The organism is Bacillus sp. Bvel1 (assembly GCF_014872755.1).
GTDB lineage: Bacteria > Bacillota > Bacilli > Bacillales > Bacillaceae > Bacillus > Bacillus velezensis.
The window spans coordinates 107,837-129,921 of sequence record NZ_JAAOBZ010000008.1 but is presented as its reverse complement, the minus strand read 5'-3'; the positions used below and the strand labels follow the sequence as shown (position 1 = coordinate 129,921).

Here is a 22,085-nt window from a genome sequence, read left to right as displayed (position 1 = left end):
TCTTCCCATCAGAGAAGGACGTTTTCTTTTTCTGGAGAAGGATTTTTATTTAGGGAAGCGAAATAAAAAAGAAAAGGAGGAGAAACGATTTGAAAAAACTCATAACCGAGGAGGACATTGCGTCTCTCGTATCCGTGACAGACCCGCAATATGCCCCTGACGGCAGAAGAGCCGCTTACGTCCGGACAACAGTCAATCATAAGCGGGATTCCTATTCCTCAGCTATTATGGTATATGACACAGAATCCGGCATCTCAAACCCGTGGACTTTCGGGGACGATAAACATACAAGTCCGCGGTGGTCGCCTGACGGTCGGCGCCTCGCCTTTGTTTCTGACAGGGAGGACGGCATCCCTCAGCTGTACATCATCGACGCTGCCGGCGGAGAGGCGGAACAGGCTGCCGATATTCCTTGGGGCGTATCAGATCCGATATGGGCGCCCGACGGCAGATCCGTGCTTGTGTCCGTCAGTCTGACATCAGCGGAGCGCGCCGATGAGAAAGAAAAAAAGAAGCATGACGAGTATGAGCCGGTTGAGATTCAATCATTAACATATAAACGTGACGGGAAGGGCCTGCTGAACGGAAGCCGGACACAGCTTGTGCTGATTCATCTTGAAACGGGGGAGATTCAGCAGCTGACAGATCATGAAGCTGATCATTATGGCGCGGCCTTTTCACCGGATGGCAGGCAGCTTGCGTTTACCGCCAATTTATGCGAGCCGGGTGACGCCGGAAAGCCGAGCGATGTCTATCTGATGAATCTGGCGGACGGAAGCCTGAAGCAGATTACGCCGCACCGCGGTTCTTTCGGTTCCTGCGTGTTTTCACCGGACGGTTCTTATATCGCGATGCTGGGCCATGAGAATGAATTTCGCAATGCGACTTTAGAGAAAGCGTGGCTGTACGACGTGAAAACTGAGCGGCTGTCCTGCCTGACCGACATGCTGGATGTTCATTTGAGCGATGCGCTGATTGCGGATTCAATCATAGGAGGAGTGACGCCCCGGCCGGTATGGACAAACGACGGGCAGGGCTTTTACGTTCTCGGGAGCGAGCAGGGAAGCACCGGTATTTATTATATCTCGATTGACGGCCTCGTATATCCGATCCGATTAGAAGAAGAGTACGTGAACGGTTTTGCTTTTCATCCTGATCAGAAAAGCTGTATCGCTGTCATTGCCAAACCCGCACAGCCTTCCGAGCTTTACAGCATTTCACTTGAAAATGGGGAAGAGAGGCAATTGACATTTTACAATGATCGGTTTATAGAGGAGCGTATCATATCCGTGCCGGAAAAGCTGCAATATGAAACAAAGGACGGGCTGACGGTAAACGGCTGGTTTTTAAAGCCTGCCGTTTTTGAAGAGGATCAAACATATCCCCTCATTCTATACATACACGGCGGGCCTCACATGATGTACGGCCATACGTATTTTCACGAATTCCAAGTGCTGGCCGCACAAGGATATGCTGTCGTGTATGTCAACCCGAGAGGAAGCCACGGCTACGGACAGGATTTTGTCAATCGTGTCAGGGGTGATTACGGAGGCGGAGATTACCGTGATGTCATGCAGGCGGTGGATGAAGCCGTTCAGGCGTATCCGTTTTTAGACAGCGGCCGTCTCGGTGTGACGGGCGGAAGCTACGGAGGGTTTATGACGAATTGGATTGTCGGACAGACAGGCCGTTTTAAAGCAGCCGTCACGCAGCGCTCCATTTCAAATTGGTTCAGCTTCCACGGTGTCAGCGATATCGGCTTCTTTTTTACCGACTGGCAGCTCGGACATGATTTGTTTGAGGAAGCGGATAAGCTTTGGGATCGTTCTCCTGTAAAATATGCATCCCGCGTTTCGACGCCGCTTTTGATCCTGCACGGTGAGCGAGATGACCGCTGTCCGATAGAGCAGGCGGAGCAGCTCTTTACCGCGTTGAAGAAACTGAACAAAACGACGTCGTTCATCCGATTTCCGAAAGCTACGCATGAGCTGTCGAGAAGCGGCCATCCCGAACAGCGGATGAAACGCATCCGTTATATTTGTTCATGGTTTGATGACTATTTGTAAAAATAAAAAAACCAGGCTGTCATGCAGCCTGGTTTTATAATTAAAATACTTGTTCTACTTCAACGACACCCGGTACTTCTTCAAGAAGGGCGCGTTCAATTCCGGCTTTCAGCGTAATCGTTGAACTTGGGCAGCTGCCGCATGCGCCAAGGAGGCGAAGCTTTACAATGCCTTCGTCTACATCAACAAGCTCACAGTCACCGCCGTCACGAAGCAGAAACGGACGTAATTTATCCAATACTTCCTGTACTTGCTCTTTCATTTCAACCTCAGTCATGAGATTCGCTCCTTTCATATACATAAAACCATTATATTCACAGTAACGGTAAAAATCTAATGTTTGGTTTGCAAAGCTGCTTTCTCCATTATAGCATATTTAAACTTGAACATAAAAACCGTTTTTTATACAAAAGCTGCCCCGTCCTTTGTATACTGGTGTAAAGGGGATGATATACATGACAAAGCCGGTTACGCTCAGTGTTTACGGCGCTGAAACGCTTTGCGCAAGCTGCGTGAATATGCCGAGCGCCAAAGATACGTTTGAATGGCTGGAGGCGGCGCTGAAACGGAAATACCCGGAGCAGCCTTTTAACATGCGGTATATTGATATTGAGGCACCGCCTCAGCAAAAGGAGACAGAAGAGCTTGCGGAGCGCATCAAGAACGATGAATTTTTCTATCCGCTCGTGCTGGTGGAGGATGTCATTGTGGGGGAAGGGAATCCGCATTTAAAAGATATATATGAAGAAATGGAAAAGCGCGGCTATGTTGCGGGCTCTTAAAAATGGCCGCTGATCGCAATCAGCGGCTTTTTTCTTATCAGCCGTTATGATGCTTGTACATCCATAAAAGGCCTGATTTTAATAAACGGGGCACACGCCCGATGAGCGGACGGTCGTTGACAAGACCGAAGCCCGCTTTTTTTCCGAGTGAACCGAGGACGCCTTTCAGCTTAAATTGCGGCATTGTTTCCGGCAGCTCTTCATTGTTCCAGCGTTTCAGGAGGATCTGCACAATTTGTTCCGCCTGCGCTTCAGCCAGCTGGGCGCTCGGCGCATGCGGCAGGCTCGCGCAATCACCGACGACGTAAACATGCTCATCGCCCGGAAGGTTGTGATGCGGTGTTAAAACGATGCGGCCTTGCGGGTCTTTTTCAGCATCCAGTTCTCTGACGGCTTTATTCGGCTGAATTCCCGCCGTCCACACGATGGCATCGGCCGGTATTCCTTCATCATGATTATAAACGATGCCGTCTTCCACTTTTGTAATATTCGCATTGTTGATAATGGTGACGCCGTGTTCTTCAAACCATTTCTGAACGTACTTGCTGAGTCTTTTCGGAAAGCTTGATAAAATCAGGTCGCCCCGGTCAAATAACATAATCTTCAGATCGTCACGGCTCTCTCTTAATTCACTGGCAAGCTCCACGCCGCTTAATCCCGCTCCGACGATAGCGACAGATGCATTGGCGCCGAGGTTGTTCAGCTTTTGATAGGCTTCGCGTGACTGATCAATGGTCTGAATGCTGTAAGTATGTTCCGGCGCGCCGGGCACGTTATGATACTTATCCTCACAGCCCAGTCCGATCACCGCGTCATCGTAAGAAATCGGTTCGCGGTCATGAAACAGAACCTGTTTGTTTTTCGTGTCGATGGAAGCCACCTCACCGTACTGAACATCCAGATTCGGATGCTCAGGAAAAGACACCCTGATATGATGATCAGAAATCGTGCCGGCTGCGAGCGCATAATATTCTGTTTTTAAGCAGTGATACGGGTTTCTGTCAATCAGCGTGATGGATACATCTGACGGAAGCTGGTTCGGCAGTAAGCGGTGCAGCACCCGCATGTTTCCGTAACCCCCGCCGATCAAGACCAATTTTTTCATAATGATTCCCCTTTTGCCCGAAAAATATGGTAGTCAATATTGTTACAAAATAACGAACTATGTAAAATAACATCTAGAATTATATCGAATTTGATCTAAAACCACAATAATAGTTTTAAAATAACCTACAAATTGACCGGAAAACACGCAATAGTAAAACCTTTAACCCGAATTAATATGTTACGATAACATTGAGCGTGAAACCGGATCTTTGACGAATAGAGGAAATTCCGTTAGGATAAGGTACATATGTGAGGTGAAACCGCATGAATCCGATGATTGAATTCTGTGTCAGCAATTTAGCGCGCGGTTCCCAGGAAGCACTTGAGATCTTAGAGAAGGATCCGAACTTGGACGTGCTTGAGTACGGCTGTTTAAGCTACTGCGGAAAATGCATGGAGTCCCTGTTCGCCCTGGTTAACGGCGAAGTGGTCACGGGGGGCACGCCTGCTGAGTTGGTTGACAACATATATACATTCATAGAAGAAAATCCGATGTTTTAATCAGAGGCTCCGAACGGGGTCTCTTTTTTATTGCGCCCGGGTTTTGGCAAAATAAAAAATTTGTAGACAGCAAAAATAAATATTGTTATCTTAATAAAGACTTTTTTTAAATAAAATTTTAGAGGTGGATTCATTGAATATCGTTTGGGGGCTGCTCGGGGCAGTTGCTATATTAGCCATTGCTTTTTTGTTATCAGAGAAGAAAAGCAAAATTAACCTGCGAACCGTCATTGTCGGTTTATGTTTACAAATGGCCTTCGGATTCATCGTATTAAAGTGGGACGCCGGCCGGGCCGTATTTTTATGGTTCTCAAGCCGTGTGCAGCTTCTCATTGATTATGCGAACGAAGGCATCAGCTTTATTTTTGGCCCGCTGTTAAAAGTGGGCAGCAGCCCGGCTTTCGCGCTGAGCGTTCTGCCGGTCATTATCTTTTTCTCAGCGCTGATTGCCGTTTTGTATCACTTGAAAATCATGCAGCTCATCTTTCGCGTCATCGGAGGCGGACTGTCAAAACTTCTTGGGACAAGCAGAACGGAATCGCTTGCGGCGGCTGCGAATATTTTTGTCGGACAGTCTGAATCACCGCTTGCCATTAAACCGCTGATTGCGGGATTGACCCGTTCCGAGCTGTTTACGATTATGACGAGCGGCCTTTCGGCTGTAGCGGGTTCTACGCTTTTCGGTTACGCCCTGTTAGGCATTCCGATTGAATATCTGCTGGCGGCCAGCTTTATGGCGGCTCCCGCCGGTCTCGTGTTCGGAAAAATGTTAATACCTGAAACAGAAAAAACGCAGACGATAAAAGGCGATTTTAATATGGACGAAGAAGGCGAAGGCGCCGCTAATGTGATTGATGCAGCGGCAAAAGGCGCGTCCACGGGCCTTCAGATTGCTCTGAATGTCGGCGCCATGCTTCTTGCGTTTGTCGCGCTCATCGCCGTAGTGAACGGAATTCTCGGCGGAATCGGCGGCTGGTTCGGTTTCAAACATATTACATTAGAATCCATTCTCGGTTACGTGTTTTCACCGATCGCATTTGTAATCGGCGTTCCTTGGCATGAGGCGCTCGGAGCGGGAAGCTATATCGGACAGAAACTTGTGCTGAATGAGTTTGTCGCTTATTCAAACTTCGGTCCGCATATTGCGGACTTTTCTAAAAAAACGTCTACGATTATCAGCTTTGCGCTGTGCGGATTTGCCAACTTCTCTTCGATTGCGATTATGCTCGGCACACTGGGCGGTTTGGCCCCAAGCCGCCGTTCGGACATTGCGCGCCTCGGATTAAGAGCGGTTATTGCGGGAACACTCGCAAACCTTCTCAGCGCGGCGATTGCCGGCATGTTTATTTAGTAAACGATAAAAGCTCCCTGCATATGCAGGGAGCTTTTATGTATGAAAAACGGGGGATATTTGTATTGTGTCCGAGGGGAAGAGCTTTTATACTAAGTAAAAGAAAAAAAGTTGGAGGCCGATATGAATTCATTCCGTTTTACCAAGATGCACGGTCTTGGAAACAGTTATATATATGTAAATCAATTTGAAGAACAGCTGCCGGAAGAACGGCTGGCTGAGATTGCCGTTAAAGTGTCCAGCATTCACACGGGCATCGGCTCTGACGGAATGATCCTCATCTGTCCGTCAGAAAAAGCGCCGGTCAAAATGCGGATTTTTAATAATGACGGCTCAGAAGGGAAAAATTGCGGCAACGGCCTTCGCTGTGTGGCAAAGTATGCATACGAACATAAGCTGACAGAAGAAACGTCCTTTTTCATTGAGACGCTTTCAGGCCTTGTGAAAGCAGATATTACGGAAGAAAACGGGATTGTGCGTGAAGTCGCCGTCGATATGGGCGAACCGCGCCTCACCAAAAAAGAGCTGCCGATGCACGGCAATGAAGATGAACGGACGATCGATGAAACCTTTGTTTTTGGAGAAACGGAGCTTTCCGGAACAGCCGTATCAATGGGAAACCCCCATATTGTTTTTCCGGTTGCGGATATTAATCAAGCGCCTCTTACAACGCTCGGTCCCGTCATTGAAAAAGACCCGAGATTTCCGGAAGGCGTCAATGTCGAATTTGTGGAAACCGTCAGCGCCGATGAACTTCATTTCCGCGTATGGGAACGCGGCTCCGGCATTACACAGGCTTGCGGAACGGGCGCCTGTGCGGCGGCTGTTGCATCCGTATTGAACGGTGTTTCCGAACGAAACCGGGATATCACCGTTCATTTAGCGGGGGGCGATCTTGTGATTAATTGGCAGGACAACGGGCACGTGCTGATGACGGGACCCGCCGAAACCGTATGCAGCGGCGTCTATTATTTGTAAACAGCTCGTTTGAGAAATACGCTCCTCAAGGTTTATAATAGATATCAGCATCCGTTTTTAAAAAAGGAGGTCTACCTATGAGTGTTCCAGTAACTATTACTGAAGCAGCGGCTTTGCATATAAAAGATATGATGAAAGAGCATGAAGAAGAAAACGCGTTTCTCCGTGTGGGCGTAAAAGGCGGCGGCTGCAGCGGCCTGTCTTACGGAATGGGATTTGAGCACGAAAAAGGCGAAAAAGACAGCATGTTTGAACAGCACGGAATCACCGTTTTGGTTGACAGCGAAAGCCTTGATATTATGACCGGCACGATCATTGACTTCAAACAGTCCATGATGGGCGGCGGTTTCACCATTGACAACCCGAATGCCATCGCTTCCTGCGGCTGCGGATCTTCTTTCCGCACGGCCAAAAACGCCGGCACGCCGGAAGAGTGCTAAGGGTCAGCCCGCCATTCTCAGGATGAAAAAATAGGACGTCTTTCTTTTCGATGGCGCTTGCACCATTGTTAAAAAAGGCGTTTATCTGTTTAATAAAAGCAAAACCCGCTCAACAGAAGCGGGTTTTGCTTTTTCAAAGAGGTTATTCAATTGTATGTTTCATCGCATTGTACATATTTGCCGTATGTTCATCGGCTTTATCCCGGGACATGCGCAGCCGTTCCGCTGAAGAACCGTATCCGATTTCTAGTTTGCCCTCTTTCAGTCCTTTAAAAATCCCATCAGCGAATTCATCCAGCGGTTCTCCTTGAGTATGCAGCCCTGCTCCGCCTAAATCTGTATTCACCGCCGGAGGCGCAACTTCAATCACTTCTACAGATGAATCAGAAAGCTGATGTCTCAGACTCATTGTAAATGAATGAAGCGCCGCTTTCGTTGCTGAATAGATCGGTGCAATGGCAAGCGGTGTAAAAGCCAATCCCGAAGAGACGTTAATGACAGCCGCATCTTCTTTTCCGGCAAAAAACGGAGCGAACAGCATAGACAGGTGGAAGGGAGCTTCAATGTTCGTTGTGATTTCTTTATTAAAATAGTCCCAATTGTCCTTCGCATCCGCTTTCAGCACATGAAAACGATGTTGAATCCCCGCGTTGTTTACTAACACATTCACTTCCGGATAATTTTCTTTCACCCAATCAAACAGTGATACACGTTCAGATGGAATGCTCAAATCACTGACATAGGTAATAAGATCCGGGAATGTTTCCTTTGCTTTTTGAAGAGCGTGCTCACGCCGTCCGGTCACGATGACTTTATTTCCCGCTTTTAAAAACCGTTCTGCGAAAGCCAATCCTATTCCGGCATTTCCGCCTGTGATCAGTATTGTATTTCCCGTCAGTTTCATATTAACTCCTCTTTTCCGATTGTTTTTACTTCAACAAACTTACGTCTCTTGAACAGAGCTTTTGATATAAGCCTTTGTCATTGACGACATTTCATCCAGTACTGACCGCTTGTGTCTCCTCATCATGTCAAGCCGGAGTTTAATAGGACTCTCTCCTTCAATTACCCAATCAATATATTGCTTAAAGCCTTTGATGGTCATGCGGGTATTTTTTAAACAAATCACGATTTCAAGGAGCGGCATTTGATCTTCTGAAAATAACCGCCGTCTGGCTTCATCACGTTCAATCAGCGGCAGCAGTCCCTTTTTTTCATAATAACGTAACGTTGATTCTGTCATATTACACTTTGCTGCTGCTTCACGAATTGAACAACATGTCTTCGAAAGACCTCCAACAGTATTTTTTCCTTGTCACTGGGTGATGATACGACTTAAACCATGTTTTAAGTCAATAAAAAAAATGTGATGAATTCAGACATATGTCACAAAAGGAAATGGGCAGATTTTCAATAGGTTTAGGAGTGACGGCCTTCACAAAAATCCTCAAATCAACGGTTCAAATCATACTATTTGCAAATTCGGAAAAAAATAAAGGGTATATAGAATCAAAAAATCTGAAAGATGTGCTCTTAGTCAACACGTTCTAAAGTCATATTTTTCGAAAGGATATTGATTTTTTGATAGGAATAAACTAAATTGTAAAAGTATAGAATAGTTAATTTATTTTGTAAGAAAAGGATGATAATATGATAGGTCAATTGAGCAATAAAAAAATATTTTTAAGTTCTTTTTTCATCATTTTGATCTGTTCATTACTCTTCCAATTCAGTATTTCCGATAAAGTTCTGCAGTCGTATTATTCTTCCGTCGGAGAAAGTACCTACGATATCGGGGAGAAAAGTGTTCGTACGATTGTCATGTTTCTGCAAGGGTTTATGATCTTTACAACTTTTGTGGAAATTCTGATAGGCGGATTTCTGTTATTCGTTGCCGCTTTTATTCTCGGTACAAAAAAACCGAAAAAAATATATTTGCTTCTATATACACTGACTTCTTTAATTTCGGCATTTAAAATGTTGATTCTTTCAGTTGTTAACTACTTAACGGCTGATTCCTCGCTTATATATTCTGCCGGCGGCACCAGCTTGAGTCTGCAGCTGCTGGATCCATTTCTGCTCATATCAATTGCGGCTCTTTATGCTGCCGCAGGAAAACTGACCGATCTCAGTAAAGGCAAGAGAATCATTTTGACTGGATGTTTTGTTTTATTAAAACTCTTTACTATTTTCTTTAATTATTTTATGGCGGATAAAATTTAGCTCGGGAGAGAGTCAATTAAGCTGAATTTTATTATAAATTAAAAAAACAGAGTAGGGAGATGTTATGATGAACTTAGTAAAATCTAATAAAAAGTCTTTCATTTTGTTTGGCGCGGCTCTTGCTGCAGCAACATTGGTTTATGCACTATTATTAACGGGAACTGAATTAAACGTGGCGGCGGCTCATGCATTCTCAGCCAATGCTGAATTAGCTTCGACTCTGGGCATCTCTACAGCAGCAGCTAAAAAAGCAATTGATATTATTGATGCGGCATCAACAATTGCTTCTATCATTTCTCTCATCGGTATCGTTACAGGCGCAGGCGCGATTTCTTATGCAATCGTTGCAACAGCAAAAACAATGATTAAGAAATACGGCAAAAAATACGCAGCTGCTTGGTAAAATCGACCAATAAATAATTGCTCTTTTTGTACAAGCTGCAAAAAGAGCCTCTCTCCCAAATACATATGTAAGGATTGAAAGTATGATAGTCAAACAAATTGCGGCTCTTATCAAATATAATACCCTGTCATCGTTTCGAAAAAGAAAGGAAGATTGGGGCATTCCTCAACTCAACAGCAAACTGCTGTCTGCCATTATTATTTCTCTGTTATGTTTATATCTCGTTTTCCTGGGATGCGGTGTTGTATTCGGGACAAAACTGATTCAGCTGCCCCTCAGCGCATGGGGGCAATTTGTTTTAATCGCCGTTTCACTTGAGCAGCTTTTTTGGGCTGCCGGCTTCTTTAAAGAACATCACAATGCCTTTCTGCTGGATACGCGCAAGGTCATTCATCAATTAAAAAAGGTGCGTTTTTTACAGCTGTTTTCTGTTTTTGCCGGCCAGGCGATCAAAAAAACCATTTTCGTATGGTATCTTTTTGTTTTTCCGGTCTTTTTGTTTTTATCAAGCGCAGGCATGACCGGGTCTGCGGCGATCATCGTATTTTTCTTGGGCTTCGTTTATTTTCTTCTCAATTTATTTTTATCTATGCTGTTTTCTTATGTTGTTTATCTTCTTACAAATATATGGAGCAAATTGTTTTACTTGAAAATCCTGAAAGGCATTTTATTCAGCGTCAGCCTGCTGGTTCCGCTTGCAGTCGGGTATGCCGTTTATCTTCTCGTGTTTGGGGAGTATACCGCAAAGGATATTTCAAGCTTTACGGAGTCACCGGCTTTCCGGAACATCCTCATGAATACGCCGTATGTATGGTTAGCATTCCGCTCACATTCCGTGCTCGTTTTCGCTGCGGTGTTTGCGGCCGCCGTCCTTTTAACGGCGGGGATGTTTAAACTGTGGTCGGCCACGCTGAAGAAAATGGACCTTATTCCTTATATGTTTTTGACAAACGCTGATTTTGCGCCAAAGCTGAAATTATATAGAAATAACAAAATATTTCATGCCGTTTTTCAAAAGGATCTGCTGTTTTTATCGAGAATTGACGGGTTTTTTATCAGGAACTTCGGCAGTATGCTGTATTTGTTCATGCTGTTTTTAGGTTTTTGTATTCCGCTTCTATCGCATCACTTTATCGGGTATTCGGCAGCCGCCATCGTGTCTGCGGCGGTTATCATTGCGAACTTTTCGTATCAGCTCGTCGGAGATGCGCTCAAAACAGTATTATCAGTTGACGGGGAAATAAAAAATCAGCATCTGTTTCACCGGAATATCAAACATGCGTGGCAGCTGGTGTTTCCGAAAGTATGTATTTATAATCTCGCCGCTCTTATCTATTCGTTCATCATTACCATTTTGATTACGGTGTTTTTTCCGTCTTCCGCGGCGCTGACGATTTACCTGTTTATTGTGTTTTTATGTTCGGGTTTTTTATACAGTCTTGTCCAGATTTCAAGCACCGCCCTGTATCCTAAGAAAAACTGGGAGCATCTGTACGAAATTGGAGAAGCGGGGAAAGCAAAGACGTATAACAACTTATACAGTTCTTTCATTTTCATTGTGTCGCTTCAAATCGCTGCGATCACGTCGTATTTTATCTATAAAAAGCCGGAACTTGAAACGATGCTTATTCATTCTGCATCAGGTATTTTTGTCCTGTTCACACTATTAAACTATGGAGTCATGTTTCTGTTTCTTCGCAGAATCAATATGGCGGAAAGGTTTGCGAACAATGATTAAATTAGTGAATATACAAAAAAACTATAGTGAAAAACAGGTATTGAAAGATATTTCGTTTGAGGTGAAAAAAGGCTCAATCTATGCTTTGCTGGGGACTAATGGAGTCGGGAAAACAACGACTTTGAAAATCATTTCGGGCCTGCTTAAACCGACTTCAGGCCGCGTCATGATTGACGGCAAGGAACTGGATTCAGAAGAGGGGGGGCAAATATCGGCTGATATCGGTTTTGTGCCCGACCATGCCTTTTTGTATGATTATTTAACGGGAGTCGAATACTTGCGCTTTACAGCGGAGATGTTTCAAGTTCCGTCTCAGCGGACAAATGATTATATAAAGAATATGTTGGAGACGCTGAAGCTTTCTCAAGACGGAAATCAGCTGATTAAAACTTATTCACATGGAATGAAACAAAAATTATCAATTGCGGCAGCGCTCATTCATCAGCCAAAGATATTAATTCTTGACGAGCCGCTGACGGGCATTGATTTAATCAGCGGTAAAACGATACGGACGTTATTAAAGGAGTACGTCAAGCAGGGAAATACAGTCCTGTTATCGACTCACCTGCTGGAGCTGGCGCATTCGCTGTGCGATACGATCGGTATTATACATGAAGGCGTTTTTGCGGCGGAGTATCAGTCATCCGAGCATTCATTAGAAGAGATTGAAGAATTGGCTGAGCGTATCTATACATGATGAACCGCATGTTGCCGGCAATCAGAACGTCCGCCATTCCGTTAACCGCGTCAGTGCTGTTTTTTTCAGGCGGTGTGATCGCTGCGTTTTTTTCCGATCACTTTGTTTCATCAGCGTCTTACAACGGCTCGTCAGGCGCGGTTGAACTGCTGAAAAACAATGCAATCGCTTGTCTGTTTTTAGCCGCGGGTTTTTTTACCTTTGGGTTGACCTCAATCTTTTATTTATTCACCAACGGGTTTATTTTAAGCGGCTCTATTATAGAAAATCTGCATAGCGGGGTTCCTTTTTATCAGATTTTTTTACTGCTAATTCCTCATGGTATATTTGAAGTTCCTGCGTTATTATTAAGTGGCGCCATTGGTTTTAAGGGCGTTGAATTGGTCATCAGGCTGTGTTTTTCTAAGGAAAAAAAGATAATGGCTTCAATGTTCAGGCATATTGGAATATTGGTGCTGCTTATTATTTGTCTGCTGATCGCCGCTGCCGTTATTGAAGCTTACATCACACCAATTTTTAAGTAAAAGGGGCAGAAATCATATGAGAAGTAAATTATCATTAATCGGTGTGCCGATTGTTATGATTATCGGTTATATCATTTCTTTATCCTTTGAGTGGCTGTTTCCTGTTCTTACTTTTGGGGTGGCAGGACTATATCTCTTTATATTTGCTCCGGTGCAAAATAAATTCATTCGTTACATCTTTTTGTTTATTTTTGTGATTAATCTGTTAGCCAGTGCCGCTCTTTATTTCGGTATTTAATAAAAAAATGACATTCAATATGAGTGTCATTTTTTTTTATCTTCGAGCGGCTCTGCTGCGTGTTAAAATCTGTCGCCGTTGAAAATAGAGTTTTTTACGATGACATAGTCGACATTACGGATGGCTTCGAGTGTATTGCCGCCGGCGTAAGAGATGGAAGATTGCAGATCCTGCTCCATTTCAACCAGCGTGTCCCGCAAAGACCCTTTATGTTCGACATGCATTTTTTTGCCCTCGACGTTTTTCTTTTCGCCTTTTTGAAATTCAGAAGCGGAGCCGAAATATTCTTTGTACAGCTTTCCGTCGATTTCGATCGTTTGTCCCGGTGATTCTTCGTGGCCGGCGAATAATGATCCGATCATGACCATAGACGCGCCGAATCGGATGGATTTCGCGATATCGCCGTGCGTGCGGATGCCGCCGTCAGCAATGATCGGTTTGCTCGCCGCTTTTGCGCACCAGCGAAGCGCGGCTAATTGCCACCCGCCGGTTCCGAAGCCGGTTTTAATTTTTGTGATGCAGACTTTCCCGGGGCCGATTCCCACTTTTGTCGCGTCAGCGCCCGCGCGTTCCAGCTCTCTTACGGCTTCAGGCGTCCCGACGTTCCCTGCAATGACAAAGCTTTCCGGGACATGTTCTTTAATAAATTCAATCATGCTGATCACGGCATTGGAATGGCCGTGCGCGATATCAATGGTAATATAATCCGGCACCAGCTCCTGTTCTTTCAGCTCCCGGATGAATTCATAGTCATTTTCCTTCACGCCGACACTGATGGAAGAAATCAGTCCGCGCGCTTTCATATCCCGGACAAAAGCCAGACGTTTTTCCGGCTCGAAGCGGTGCATGATATAAAAATACCCGTTTTCCGCGAGCCAGGCCGCGATGTTTTCATCTATAATCGTCTGCATGTTGGCCGGTACGACCGGAAGTTTAAACGTGTGTCCGCCCAACGTAACTGATGTATCACATTCAGATCGGCTTTCAACAATGCATTTTTCAGGAATCAGCTGAATATCTTCGTAATCAAATACATTTTCCATATATAACACCCCTAAAAGCGAATAATATAATTAAATAAAATTAAAATGTTCGTCTTTTTATAATGTACTTTGTTTTGTCAGGAATGTCAAATGATTTCATGCTGCCTCATATGCGGTCAGCTTGTCATCCATTTGCAGTTTGGTTATCATAGTAGTATTGGTTGTTGTAAGACATTTGTTACGATAGATAGATTTGCAGAAGAAGGGAGGGGCCGGTATGGAACAAAAACAGCCCGGGCACAGTCCGAAAGCCCAGAAAATTCAGGACCGGATTATTTTAGGCACGATTTGGGTCGTGTCGGCGCTTGTCATTGCGCTCGTTGTCGGAACCGTCATGAATTATATTTGGATGTTTAAATAAAAAAGAGTCTGTGCCGGTATGACACAGACTCTTTTTTATATTATTTTTCAAACATGCTTGTAGAATGCAGTGGCTGGACGCGCGCTTTCGGGTCCATGTAAGCCTTCGCGTTGTTCACGGCTGTCGGAGCTTCGCCGAAACCGCTGGCGATCAGCTTGACTTTGCCTTCATATGTGCAGATATCTCCGGCGGCAAAGAAGCCTTCAATATTCGTTTCCATCGTGCTTTTGACGACGATGGAATTTTTCTCGATGTCAAGGCCCCAGTTTTTAATCGGGCCGAGAGAAGAAACAAAGCCGTAGTTTACGATCAGGTCATCAATTTCAATGATTTCTTTACGGTCGCCTTTCACTTCTTCGAGAACGAGCTGTTCGATCCGGTCTTCACCGACAAGTTCAGCGGGAACAAACGGTGTCAGCACGTTGACTTTAGAATTATGCAGGTTTTCGACACTGTGCTCATGCGCGCGGAATTTATCACGGCGGTGGATGATGCTGACTTCTTTGGCAATCGGCTCAAGCATGAGCGCCCAGTCAACAGCGGAATCGCCGCCGCCCAGAACGGCAACGCGTCTGCCTGCGAATTGATTGAGGTCGTCAATGAAGTAGTGCAGGTTTTTGCCTTCATATTGTTCCGCTGATTCCAGCTCAAGCTTTCTCGGCTTAAATGCGCCGTTTCCCGCGGTGATAATGACCGTTTTTGAATAATGCGTTTCTGAATTCGTGACAAGCTTAAACACACCGTCCGCCTGTTTTTCAACAGATTCAACGGCCTGCTCTAAGCAGATGGTCTGATCGAACTTTGCCATTTGCTCTTTTAAGTTGTTCACAAGTTCCTGGGCGCGGATTTTCGGGAATCCGGCTACATCATAAATATATTTTTCAGGGTACAGCGCGCTGAGCTGGCCGCCAAGCTGAGGCAGGCTCTCGATGATTTTGACGCTCGCCTGTCTCATTCCCCCGTAAAAAGCGGTAAACAGGCCGACCGGGCCGCCGCCGATGACCGTAATATCATAAACCTTTGAATCCTCTTGCATACCAAATTGCCTCCTAATTGAAAATTGTTATTAATTATAACATACAATTTGAAAGGATGACGAGGCCGAAAACCGCCCGGCCGCTTCATTCTTGAAAAAAATTGCGGCCGCCGCTAAGATGGGGACAAATTCCAATCTGTTTTTTCCTGAATGTTTTCCGATTCTTCCGGATAGTATGGTGATATGCAGACATGTGCGGTTTTCTAAAAAATTTTATATTTCATTTCATAAAATCCCGCCAATAAGCTGAAGCTAATACAAATGTTGATTTGATTATGCGTCTAACAGCAAAAAAAAGAAGGTGGATGTGATGGCATTGAATAAACCCAAAATCGTGGTTTTAGGTGCAGGTTATGGTGGATTAATGACAGTAACAAGGCTTCCGAAGCATATCGGGGCAAATGACGCCGACATTACTTTGGTCAATAAACACAATTATCATTATGAAACGACATGGATGCATGAAGCGAGCGCAGGAACGCTGCATCATGACCGCTGCAGATATCAAATAAAAGATGTAATCAATGAATCACGGGTTAAATTTGTGCAGGATACCGTAAAAGCGATAGATGTGCAAAATAAAAAGGTGACGCTTTCACAAGGGGACATCCCTTATGATTATCTCGTCATCGGGCTTGGCGCCGTCCCTGAAACATTCGGGATTAAAGGTTTAAAAGAATTCGCTTTTCCGATCGCGAATATTAATACGTCGCGCCAGCTGAAAGACCATATTGAGCTCCAATTTGCGACATACAATACGGAGGCCGAAAAACGCCCTGACCGCTTAACCATCGTTGTCGGCGGAGCGGGCTTTACGGGAATTGAATTTCTCGGTGAACTTGCGAACCGCAAGCCGGAGTTATGCAGATATTATGATATAGATGAAAGTCTCGTCCGGATCGTCTGTGTCGAGGCCGCCCCGACGGTTTTGCCGGGATTTGATCCGGAGCTTGTCGATTACGCCGTTCAATACCTTGAGAGCAAAGGCGTTGAATTTAAAATCGGCACCGCGGTTCAAGAATGCCGCGCAGACGGTGTCACAGTCGGCAAGAAAGATGAAGAGCCGGAAGAAATCAAATCGCAGACCGTTGTCTGGGCCGCGGGTGTGCGCGGACATCCGATCGTGGAGGAAGCGGGTTTTGAAAATATGCGCGGCCGTGTCAAAGTCAACCCTGATCTTCGGGCGCCGGGACATGATGACGTTTTTATTCTCGGCGACAGCTCGCTCTTTATCAATGAAGAGACGGAACGGCCGTACCCGCCGACTGCTCAGATCGCGATGCAGCAAGGAGAAACGGTCGCCAAAAATCTGGGCGGTTTGATTAAAGGAGGCCAGCTTGAAGAGTTCAAGCCTGACATTAAAGGAACGGTCGCCTCCCTCGGTGAGCATAACGCCGTCGGAGTCGTATACGGCAGGAAGCTCAAAGGAACGCCGGCGTCCTTTATGAAAAAGGTCATTGATAACCGCTCGCTCTTTATGATCGGCGGGCTGGGCCTGACGCTGAAAAAAGGGAAGTTTAAATTCTTCTGAAAACCCGCAGCCGCGGGTTTTCTCTTCTTTTAAAAAAGAGCGCTATAAAAAGCATGTAAAAGAAAAAAATGAATGTTTCCGCTTACATGAGTTGTTATGTTACATATTCTGACTTGTTGCTTGACAAGTAAATATGATATATTATCAGAAAATTAAGAAAAAAGGGTGATCCGCATGAAAACGACAGCAAAAAGCACGGCTGCGTGTCCGTTCTGCTCAGGTAAAGGGTATTTTCAATTGCTTCTTGGCGGCTCCGAAACATGTCCCTCCTGCCAGGGAAGCGGCAAAGAGAGACGCTGATTTTTCCAGACGTTGACTTTTTTACCGCCCCCGAGGTACACTGAAAGTGCTGTAGGGGGTGGATGTTTGTGATTAGTTTGCCGGTTGTCCTGATCTCAATCGTACTATTTTTTGTACTGTTTTTCGGCATAGGCTTTCTGTTGAACATGCTGCTTAGAATGTCGTGGATTATGGCTGTTGTCTATCCGATTGTATGCCTTTTCATTATCAGCAATAAAAAGATGATCAGTTACGTGCAGGCGCCGGGGGAATCCTTTCAAAGCCTGTTTCAGCGCATCATGTCATTAGCGGTTGCGGATGTCGTGATTTTGGCGGGCGGACTGGCGGGAGCCATCATGTCAGGCATTGCCATAAAGGCGCTCAGAAAAAGAGGATATCAAATGTTTTAAGCCGCTTTCTTATTCAAGAAAGCTTTTTTTGTGTCGCGGCGCTTTTGTATAGCACCTCACCGAGTTGGGAACAATGACTCGGAGGAGAGTGATTTCAGATTGACGATAATCAGACGCGTATTCATGATCGTGCTCTTTTTGGGCGCATGCCATGCGACATACTTTTCCATAACCGGTGTTGAAGCAAAGGATCTGACAAATTGGATGACGGAACATCGCGGCGCCGTTTTGAAAAACATCGGCACTCCGTTTCAATCCTTACAGAATCAGCCGGAAAAGAAGGCATCAGGCAGGGTAAAGCCGCTGGAAGAAGCTTTTGACTGGGAACGCTATCCGTCACAAAAGGTGACGGCCACCGGTTATACCGCCGGAGCGGAATCTACCGGAAAATCTCCGGGTCACCCGCAGTACGGAATTACATATTCAGGTGTGAAGGTCAAACGCGATTTATATTCAACTGTTGCGGCCGATCCGTCTGTTTTCCCGATCGGGACGATTCTGTTTATACCGAATTACGGTTACGGGGTTGTCGCCGATACCGGCTCAAAAATTAAAGGCAGCCGCCTTGACCTCTACTTTGACACCGTCAAGGACGTCTATAACAATTGGGGCAAAAAAACACTTGAGGTCTACATTATTAAAAAAGGGAACGGCACAGTGACCGAGGACGAACTTGTAAAGCTGAACGAAACAAAGTCGCTGCAAGTGTTCAGAAATCAATACAAAACGGTAAAAGAATAAAAACGCTTCAGCATCCGCTGAAGCGTTTTTACATAAAGAAATAATCTAAAATCAATGTCAGCACAATACCGGTGACGCCGCCGAAGAACACTTCAATCGGCTGATGGCCGAGCAGTTCTTTCAGTTTCTTCTGTTTTTCTTTCTCTTCCGCTTTCTGAAAGTCCTTCGCTTCGCTGACAAACCGATTAAAGTCGATGACCAGTTTATTAATGACTGTCGCCTGTTCACCCGCATGCCGCCTGACACCTGTAGCATCGAACATCGTAATGACGGCGAAAATCGCGGCGACTGCAAACAGGGGCGAGTCCAGTCCCTGTTCCAAAGCGATTCCGGTTGACAGCGCGGTGACGGCGGCGGAATGGGAGCTCGGCATGCCGCCGGTGCTCGTCACAAGAGACCAGTCAAGTTTTTTGGATACGATAAATTGAATAGGCACTTTTACAACTTGGGCAAAAATAATGGCGGCAAAACTCGCCAGTAAAGGAAAATTCATAAGTACATCCATATGCGACATCCTTTCTGTATCTGCTGATTCCGATCGTATCGAAAAACTGCAGAAAACGCCCTTAGTTTGGTAAAATAAAATCAATGAAAAATGTTTTTTCATTATACCACTTTACATAACAAATACCCACATAAGGAGTGTGTACTCATGTTTTATGCATCTGATCAACTGCGGCATCCCGAAACACTGGTCATCGGTCTTTTTCAAAAAAGCACGCTGAACGGATTTACGAAGGAATTGGATGATAAATTAGACGGTCATCTGACCCAGCTGTTAAAGGATGGTGATGTGTCCGCCAAACGCAATCGTGTATCAAAAGTATACCCTCCGGCTGCGACCGGTATGAAACGTATTTATTTTATCGGCCTGGGAAGAGAAGCGGATTATTCGTTTGAAGATACGAAAGAATGCTTTGCACGAGTATTTCAGCAGATTCATCAAGATAAAAAACAGGAAGTATCCGTGTTGCTCGATACATTCGTCTCCGGGGAAGTGCCTGCCGCCGATGCCGCTCATGCGCTTTCGGAAAGCTGTCTGCTTGCGGTTTATGAGGTGCAGGATTATAAACATAAATCGAATGAGCCGGATCAGGAACTGAAATCAGTCTGCGCCGTGACCGAAGAAGACCTGAGGGAAGTGCAGGCCGGCCTGAACGTCGGCGCGGCATACGGCCAAGGGACGAATTCAGCCCGCACGCTTGTGAATATGCCGGGTAATATGCTGACGGCCACTGATTTGGCGTCATATGCCGCTGAGCTTGCGGCAAAATACGATTTCGAGTGTGAAATTTTAGAAAAAGATGAAATGGAAGAGCTCGGCATGGGCGGGCTGCTTGCCGTTAACAAAGGCTCATCCGAACCGCCGAAAATGATCGTTCTGAAGTATCAGGGCAAAGATCAGTGGGAAGACGTCATCGGCCTGGTCGGTAAAGGAATTACCTTTGATACGGGCGGATATTCAATTAAGCCGAAAACCGGCATCGTCGGCATGAAAAGCGATATGGGAGGGGCCGCCTCGGTATTGGGCGCAATGGAAATTATCGGCGAACTCCGGCCTGAACAAAACGTGCTCGCCGTCATACCGTCTACGGACAACATGATTTCGTCCGATGCTATGAAGCCGGATGACGTCATCGTTTCGCTCAGCGGAAAAACCATTGAGATCCTGAACACCGATGCGGAAGGGCGTCTCGTGCTTGCCGACGGCATCACATACGCCAAGCAGCACGGAGCCTCTGTCCTTGTAGACGTCGCAACGTTAACGGGCGGTGTCATTGTCGCCTTAGGGAACGAAATGACGGGCGCCATGACCAATCACGCCGCTTTTTATGAACAGGTGGCGGAATCGGCGAAAGAATCCGGCGAGCCGATCTGGCAGCTTCCGATTACAGAAAAGGATAAAAAACGGGTGAGAAACAGTCAGATGGCTGATTTGAACAATTCTCCGGGAAGAGAAGGCCACGCGATTATGGCGGGGGCATTCCTTGGTGAATTCGCGGAAAACACGCCGTGGGTTCATCTCGATATTGCGGGAACCGCGACGGCGAATAAAGCGACATGCTTCGGCCCTGCCGGCGCAACAGGCGTCATGGCAAGGACGTTGGCTGTTTTGACTGAGCGGTTTACGCCCGAAAGATAACAGCATCCCGCTGCCTTGATGCAGCGGGTTTTTTGATTTCCAAAATCTTTAGTTGACTAAAGCGCGGAATGTATGTTAACTTTAATTATCTACTACATTAGCAAACTAAAGGATTTTTGGAGGGACTCATCAATGAATGCTGTTGTTGTCGCAGTATTGCTTATGCTCGTCTTAAGCCTGCTGCGTGTCAATATTATTATAGCTTTAATGATCGGCGCGCTTGCCGGCGGGCTGACCGGCGGCTTAGGCCTCGGAGAGACGGTGAAGGCTTTTACGGACGGTCTCGGCGGAAATGCCACCGTCGCGGTCAGCTACGCGCTGCTCGGAGCATTTGCCGCGGCGCTGACGAAGACGGGGCTTCCCGATGCAATGGTGGAAGCGTCTGTCAAACTAATCGGAAAAAAGGAAGATTCGCGGAAAAAAGCACTGTCAAAAGTGTTAATCGTACTGGTTATTTTAATCATATCCTGTTTCTCGCAAAACGTGGTGCCCGTTCACATTGCGTTTATTCCGGTATTGATTCCGCCGCTTTTAAAGATATTTAACGAACTTGAAATAGACCGCAGGCTGATCGCGTGTGTGATGACATTCGGACTGACTGCGCCGTATATCGTTCTGCCTGTCGGATTCGGACAGATTTTCCAGGGGATGCTGAGAGATAATATGGCGTCCGCCGGTTTAAAGGTGCCGCTCAGTGATATCCCGTATGCTTTAATCATCCCGACGGCCGGGATGGCGGTCGGTTTAATTTTAGCCGTCATCGTCTTCCGGAAACCGAAGAAATATGAGACGAAGGAGATTGCCGGACTATCGTCTTCTCCTTATACGAAAAAAAGCATTGCCATCGCCCTGATCTCCATTGCCGTGTCGCTTGCCGTTCAGCTCTATCTGTCACAAGTGCTCGGAGTGGAAGGTATGATCATGGGCGCGCTTGCCGGCTTGTTTACGCTGTTTATCAGCGGAGTCATGAAGCGCAATGAAGCGGATAAGCTGATCACGGACGGTATGATTCTGATGGCTTTTATCGGGTTTGTCATGCTTGTTGCGGCCGGTTTTTCAAATGTATTGAATAAAACAGGCGATGTGGCTTCCTTGGTCAAAGCATCAACAGGCTTTATCGGTCACAGTCAATCAGTAGGCGCGCTCCTGATGCTGGTGGTCGGTTTATTAATCACGATGGGAATCGGATCATCATTTGCAACCGTACCCGTCATTACGACCATATTCGTTCCGCTGTGCGCTCAGCTCGGATTCAGCCCGATGGCGACGATCGCCGTAATCGGAGCGGCCGCCGCGGTCGGTGATGCGGGTTCTCCTGCAAGCGACAGTACGCTCGGGCCGACGTCAGGCCTCAGCGCCGACGGACAGCACCACCACATTTGGGATACGTGCGTACCGACATTTATTTTCTATAACATCCCGCTTGTGATATTCGGCTGGATTGCCGCGCTTGTCCTGTAAAAAAAGGCTCCCGGAAAGGGGAGCCTTTTTGT

The 22,085-nt window shown here is 46.0% G+C and carries 26 protein-coding genes; 19 read left to right on the top strand and 7 right to left on the bottom strand.

The features are described 5' to 3' along the window. Window positions 1-89: 89 nt before the first annotated feature. Entirely contained in the window at window positions 90-2,066 is a 1,977-nt protein-coding gene (locus tag HAP68_RS14950; protein WP_003151941.1) for a S9 family peptidase, read from the top strand. 40 nt (window positions 2,067-2,106) lie between these two features. On the opposite strand, the gene HAP68_RS14945 is transcribed toward HAP68_RS14950, so the two are convergent. Next, the gene (locus tag HAP68_RS14945) at window positions 2,107-2,442 is read right to left on the bottom strand and encodes a NifU family protein (RefSeq protein WP_169510385.1); all 336 of its coding nucleotides are present in this window, start codon (window positions 2,440-2,442) and stop codon (window positions 2,107-2,109) included. 79 nt (window positions 2,443-2,521) lie between these two features. Here HAP68_RS14945 and HAP68_RS14940 point away from each other — a divergent pair, with 79 nt between their 5' ends. Further along, the gene (locus HAP68_RS14940; protein WP_003151957.1) at window positions 2,522-2,848 is read left to right on the top strand and encodes a YuzD family protein; all 327 of its coding nucleotides are present in this window, start codon (window positions 2,522-2,524) and stop codon (window positions 2,846-2,848) included. Window positions 2,849-2,885: 37 nt separating this feature from the next. Here HAP68_RS14940 and HAP68_RS14935 read toward each other — a convergent pair whose 3' ends face one another. After that, a complete protein-coding gene (locus HAP68_RS14935) occupies window positions 2,886-3,953 on the bottom strand; it encodes an NAD(P)/FAD-dependent oxidoreductase (RefSeq protein WP_003151959.1) in 1,068 nt (355 codons plus the stop codon). 266 nt (window positions 3,954-4,219) lie between these two features. Between HAP68_RS14935 and HAP68_RS14930 the strand changes: the two genes are divergently transcribed. From HAP68_RS14930 to HAP68_RS14915, 4 genes are all read left to right on the top strand, one after another. Beyond that, complete coding sequence (locus HAP68_RS14930) at window positions 4,220-4,456, top strand: YuzB family protein (RefSeq protein ID WP_007408721.1); 237 nt, start codon at window positions 4,220-4,222, stop codon at window positions 4,454-4,456. Window positions 4,457-4,589: 133 nt separating this feature from the next. Continuing rightward, window positions 4,590-5,807, top strand: coding sequence for a NupC/NupG family nucleoside CNT transporter (locus HAP68_RS14925; RefSeq protein ID WP_024085753.1), 1,218 nt, complete (start codon window positions 4,590-4,592; stop codon window positions 5,805-5,807). Between the two features lie 123 nt (window positions 5,808-5,930). Continuing rightward, window positions 5,931-6,785, top strand: coding sequence for a diaminopimelate epimerase (gene dapF, locus HAP68_RS14920; protein WP_014305744.1), 855 nt, complete (start codon window positions 5,931-5,933; stop codon window positions 6,783-6,785). Window positions 6,786-6,862: 77 nt separating this feature from the next. After that, window positions 6,863-7,225: a HesB/IscA family protein gene (locus tag HAP68_RS14915; RefSeq protein WP_003151967.1), complete on the top strand. Its 363-nt coding sequence runs from the start codon at window positions 6,863-6,865 to the stop codon at window positions 7,223-7,225. Window positions 7,226-7,367: 142 nt separating this feature from the next. Here the strand turns inward: HAP68_RS14915 and HAP68_RS14910 are convergent, their stop codons facing one another. Beyond that, window positions 7,368-8,129 carry an SDR family oxidoreductase gene (locus tag HAP68_RS14910; RefSeq protein WP_014305743.1) on the bottom strand — a complete coding sequence of 254 codons (762 nt, stop codon included), beginning with the start codon at window positions 8,127-8,129 and terminating at the stop codon, window positions 7,368-7,370. A gap of 39 nt (window positions 8,130-8,168) precedes the next feature. Beyond that, a complete protein-coding gene (locus HAP68_RS14905; protein WP_223203802.1) occupies window positions 8,169-8,495 on the bottom strand; it encodes a MerR family transcriptional regulator in 327 nt (108 codons plus the stop codon). 380 nt (window positions 8,496-8,875) lie between these two features. Between HAP68_RS14905 and HAP68_RS14900 the strand changes: the two genes are divergently transcribed. The 6 genes from HAP68_RS14900 to HAP68_RS14875 all read left to right on the top strand — a co-directional run bounded on the left by HAP68_RS14900 (window position 8,876) and on the right by HAP68_RS14875 (window position 13,048). Then, a complete protein-coding gene (locus HAP68_RS14900) occupies window positions 8,876-9,448 on the top strand; it encodes a hypothetical protein (protein ID WP_014305740.1) in 573 nt (190 codons plus the stop codon). 67 nt (window positions 9,449-9,515) lie between these two features. After that, window positions 9,516-9,851: an uberolysin/carnocyclin family circular bacteriocin gene (locus HAP68_RS14895; protein ID WP_003151973.1), complete on the top strand. Its 336-nt coding sequence runs from the start codon at window positions 9,516-9,518 to the stop codon at window positions 9,849-9,851. 82 nt (window positions 9,852-9,933) lie between these two features. Then, entirely contained in the window at window positions 9,934-11,589 is a 1,656-nt protein-coding gene (locus HAP68_RS14890; RefSeq protein ID WP_003151974.1) for a hypothetical protein, read from the top strand. Continuing rightward, window positions 11,582-12,286 (top strand): ABC transporter ATP-binding protein, encoded by a 705-nt coding sequence (locus tag HAP68_RS14885; protein ID WP_003151975.1) that lies wholly within the window; start codon window positions 11,582-11,584, stop codon window positions 12,284-12,286. The genes HAP68_RS14890 and HAP68_RS14885 overlap by 8 nt, the downstream gene beginning before the upstream one ends. Continuing rightward, a complete protein-coding gene (locus HAP68_RS14880) occupies window positions 12,283-12,810 on the top strand; it encodes a stage II sporulation protein M (protein ID WP_003151976.1) in 528 nt (175 codons plus the stop codon). Before HAP68_RS14885 ends, HAP68_RS14880 begins: the two co-directional genes overlap by 4 nt. A gap of 16 nt (window positions 12,811-12,826) precedes the next feature. After that, window positions 12,827-13,048 (top strand): DUF5970 family protein, encoded by a 222-nt coding sequence (locus HAP68_RS14875; RefSeq protein ID WP_003151978.1) that lies wholly within the window; start codon window positions 12,827-12,829, stop codon window positions 13,046-13,048. Window positions 13,049-13,110: 62 nt separating this feature from the next. Here HAP68_RS14875 and guaC read toward each other — a convergent pair whose 3' ends face one another. Next, window positions 13,111-14,091 (bottom strand): GMP reductase, encoded by a 981-nt coding sequence (gene guaC, locus HAP68_RS14870; protein WP_024085751.1) that lies wholly within the window; start codon window positions 14,089-14,091, stop codon window positions 13,111-13,113. A gap of 217 nt (window positions 14,092-14,308) precedes the next feature. Between guaC and HAP68_RS14865 the strand changes: the two genes are divergently transcribed. After that, window positions 14,309-14,452: a hypothetical protein gene (locus HAP68_RS14865; RefSeq protein ID WP_003151982.1), complete on the top strand. Its 144-nt coding sequence runs from the start codon at window positions 14,309-14,311 to the stop codon at window positions 14,450-14,452. 40 nt (window positions 14,453-14,492) lie between these two features. On the opposite strand, the gene yumC is transcribed toward HAP68_RS14865, so the two are convergent. After that, a complete protein-coding gene (yumC, locus tag HAP68_RS14860; protein ID WP_003151984.1) occupies window positions 14,493-15,488 on the bottom strand; it encodes a ferredoxin--NADP reductase 2 in 996 nt (331 codons plus the stop codon). Window positions 15,489-15,798: 310 nt separating this feature from the next. On the opposite strand from yumC, the gene HAP68_RS14855 reads away from it, so the two are divergent. From HAP68_RS14855 to HAP68_RS14840, 4 genes are all read left to right on the top strand, one after another. Continuing rightward, the gene (locus HAP68_RS14855) at window positions 15,799-17,019 is read left to right on the top strand and encodes an NAD(P)/FAD-dependent oxidoreductase (RefSeq protein WP_012118337.1); all 1,221 of its coding nucleotides are present in this window, start codon (window positions 15,799-15,801) and stop codon (window positions 17,017-17,019) included. A gap of 174 nt (window positions 17,020-17,193) precedes the next feature. Further along, complete coding sequence (locus HAP68_RS14850) at window positions 17,194-17,319, top strand: YuiA family protein (protein ID WP_007408708.1); 126 nt, start codon at window positions 17,194-17,196, stop codon at window positions 17,317-17,319. Window positions 17,320-17,387: 68 nt separating this feature from the next. Further along, window positions 17,388-17,708, top strand: coding sequence for a YuiB family protein (locus tag HAP68_RS14845; protein ID WP_003151989.1), 321 nt, complete (start codon window positions 17,388-17,390; stop codon window positions 17,706-17,708). Between the two features lie 99 nt (window positions 17,709-17,807). Continuing rightward, on the top strand, window positions 17,808-18,449 hold the full coding sequence (locus tag HAP68_RS14840) for a 3D domain-containing protein (protein WP_003151990.1): 642 nt from the start codon (window positions 17,808-17,810) through the stop codon (window positions 18,447-18,449). A gap of 28 nt (window positions 18,450-18,477) precedes the next feature. Here HAP68_RS14840 and HAP68_RS14835 read toward each other — a convergent pair whose 3' ends face one another. Continuing rightward, window positions 18,478-18,954 (bottom strand): divergent PAP2 family protein, encoded by a 477-nt coding sequence (locus tag HAP68_RS14835; protein WP_003151991.1) that lies wholly within the window; start codon window positions 18,952-18,954, stop codon window positions 18,478-18,480. A 147-nt stretch (window positions 18,955-19,101) separates the two neighbouring features. Here HAP68_RS14835 and HAP68_RS14830 point away from each other — a divergent pair, with 147 nt between their 5' ends. Together HAP68_RS14830 and HAP68_RS14825 are read left to right on the top strand one after the other, a co-directional pair. Next, entirely contained in the window at window positions 19,102-20,592 is a 1,491-nt protein-coding gene (locus tag HAP68_RS14830) for a leucyl aminopeptidase (protein ID WP_003151992.1), read from the top strand. Between the two features lie 132 nt (window positions 20,593-20,724). Further along, complete coding sequence (locus HAP68_RS14825; RefSeq protein ID WP_024085749.1) at window positions 20,725-22,053, top strand: Na+/H+ antiporter NhaC family protein; 1,329 nt, start codon at window positions 20,725-20,727, stop codon at window positions 22,051-22,053. Window positions 22,054-22,085: the final 32 nt, after the last annotated feature.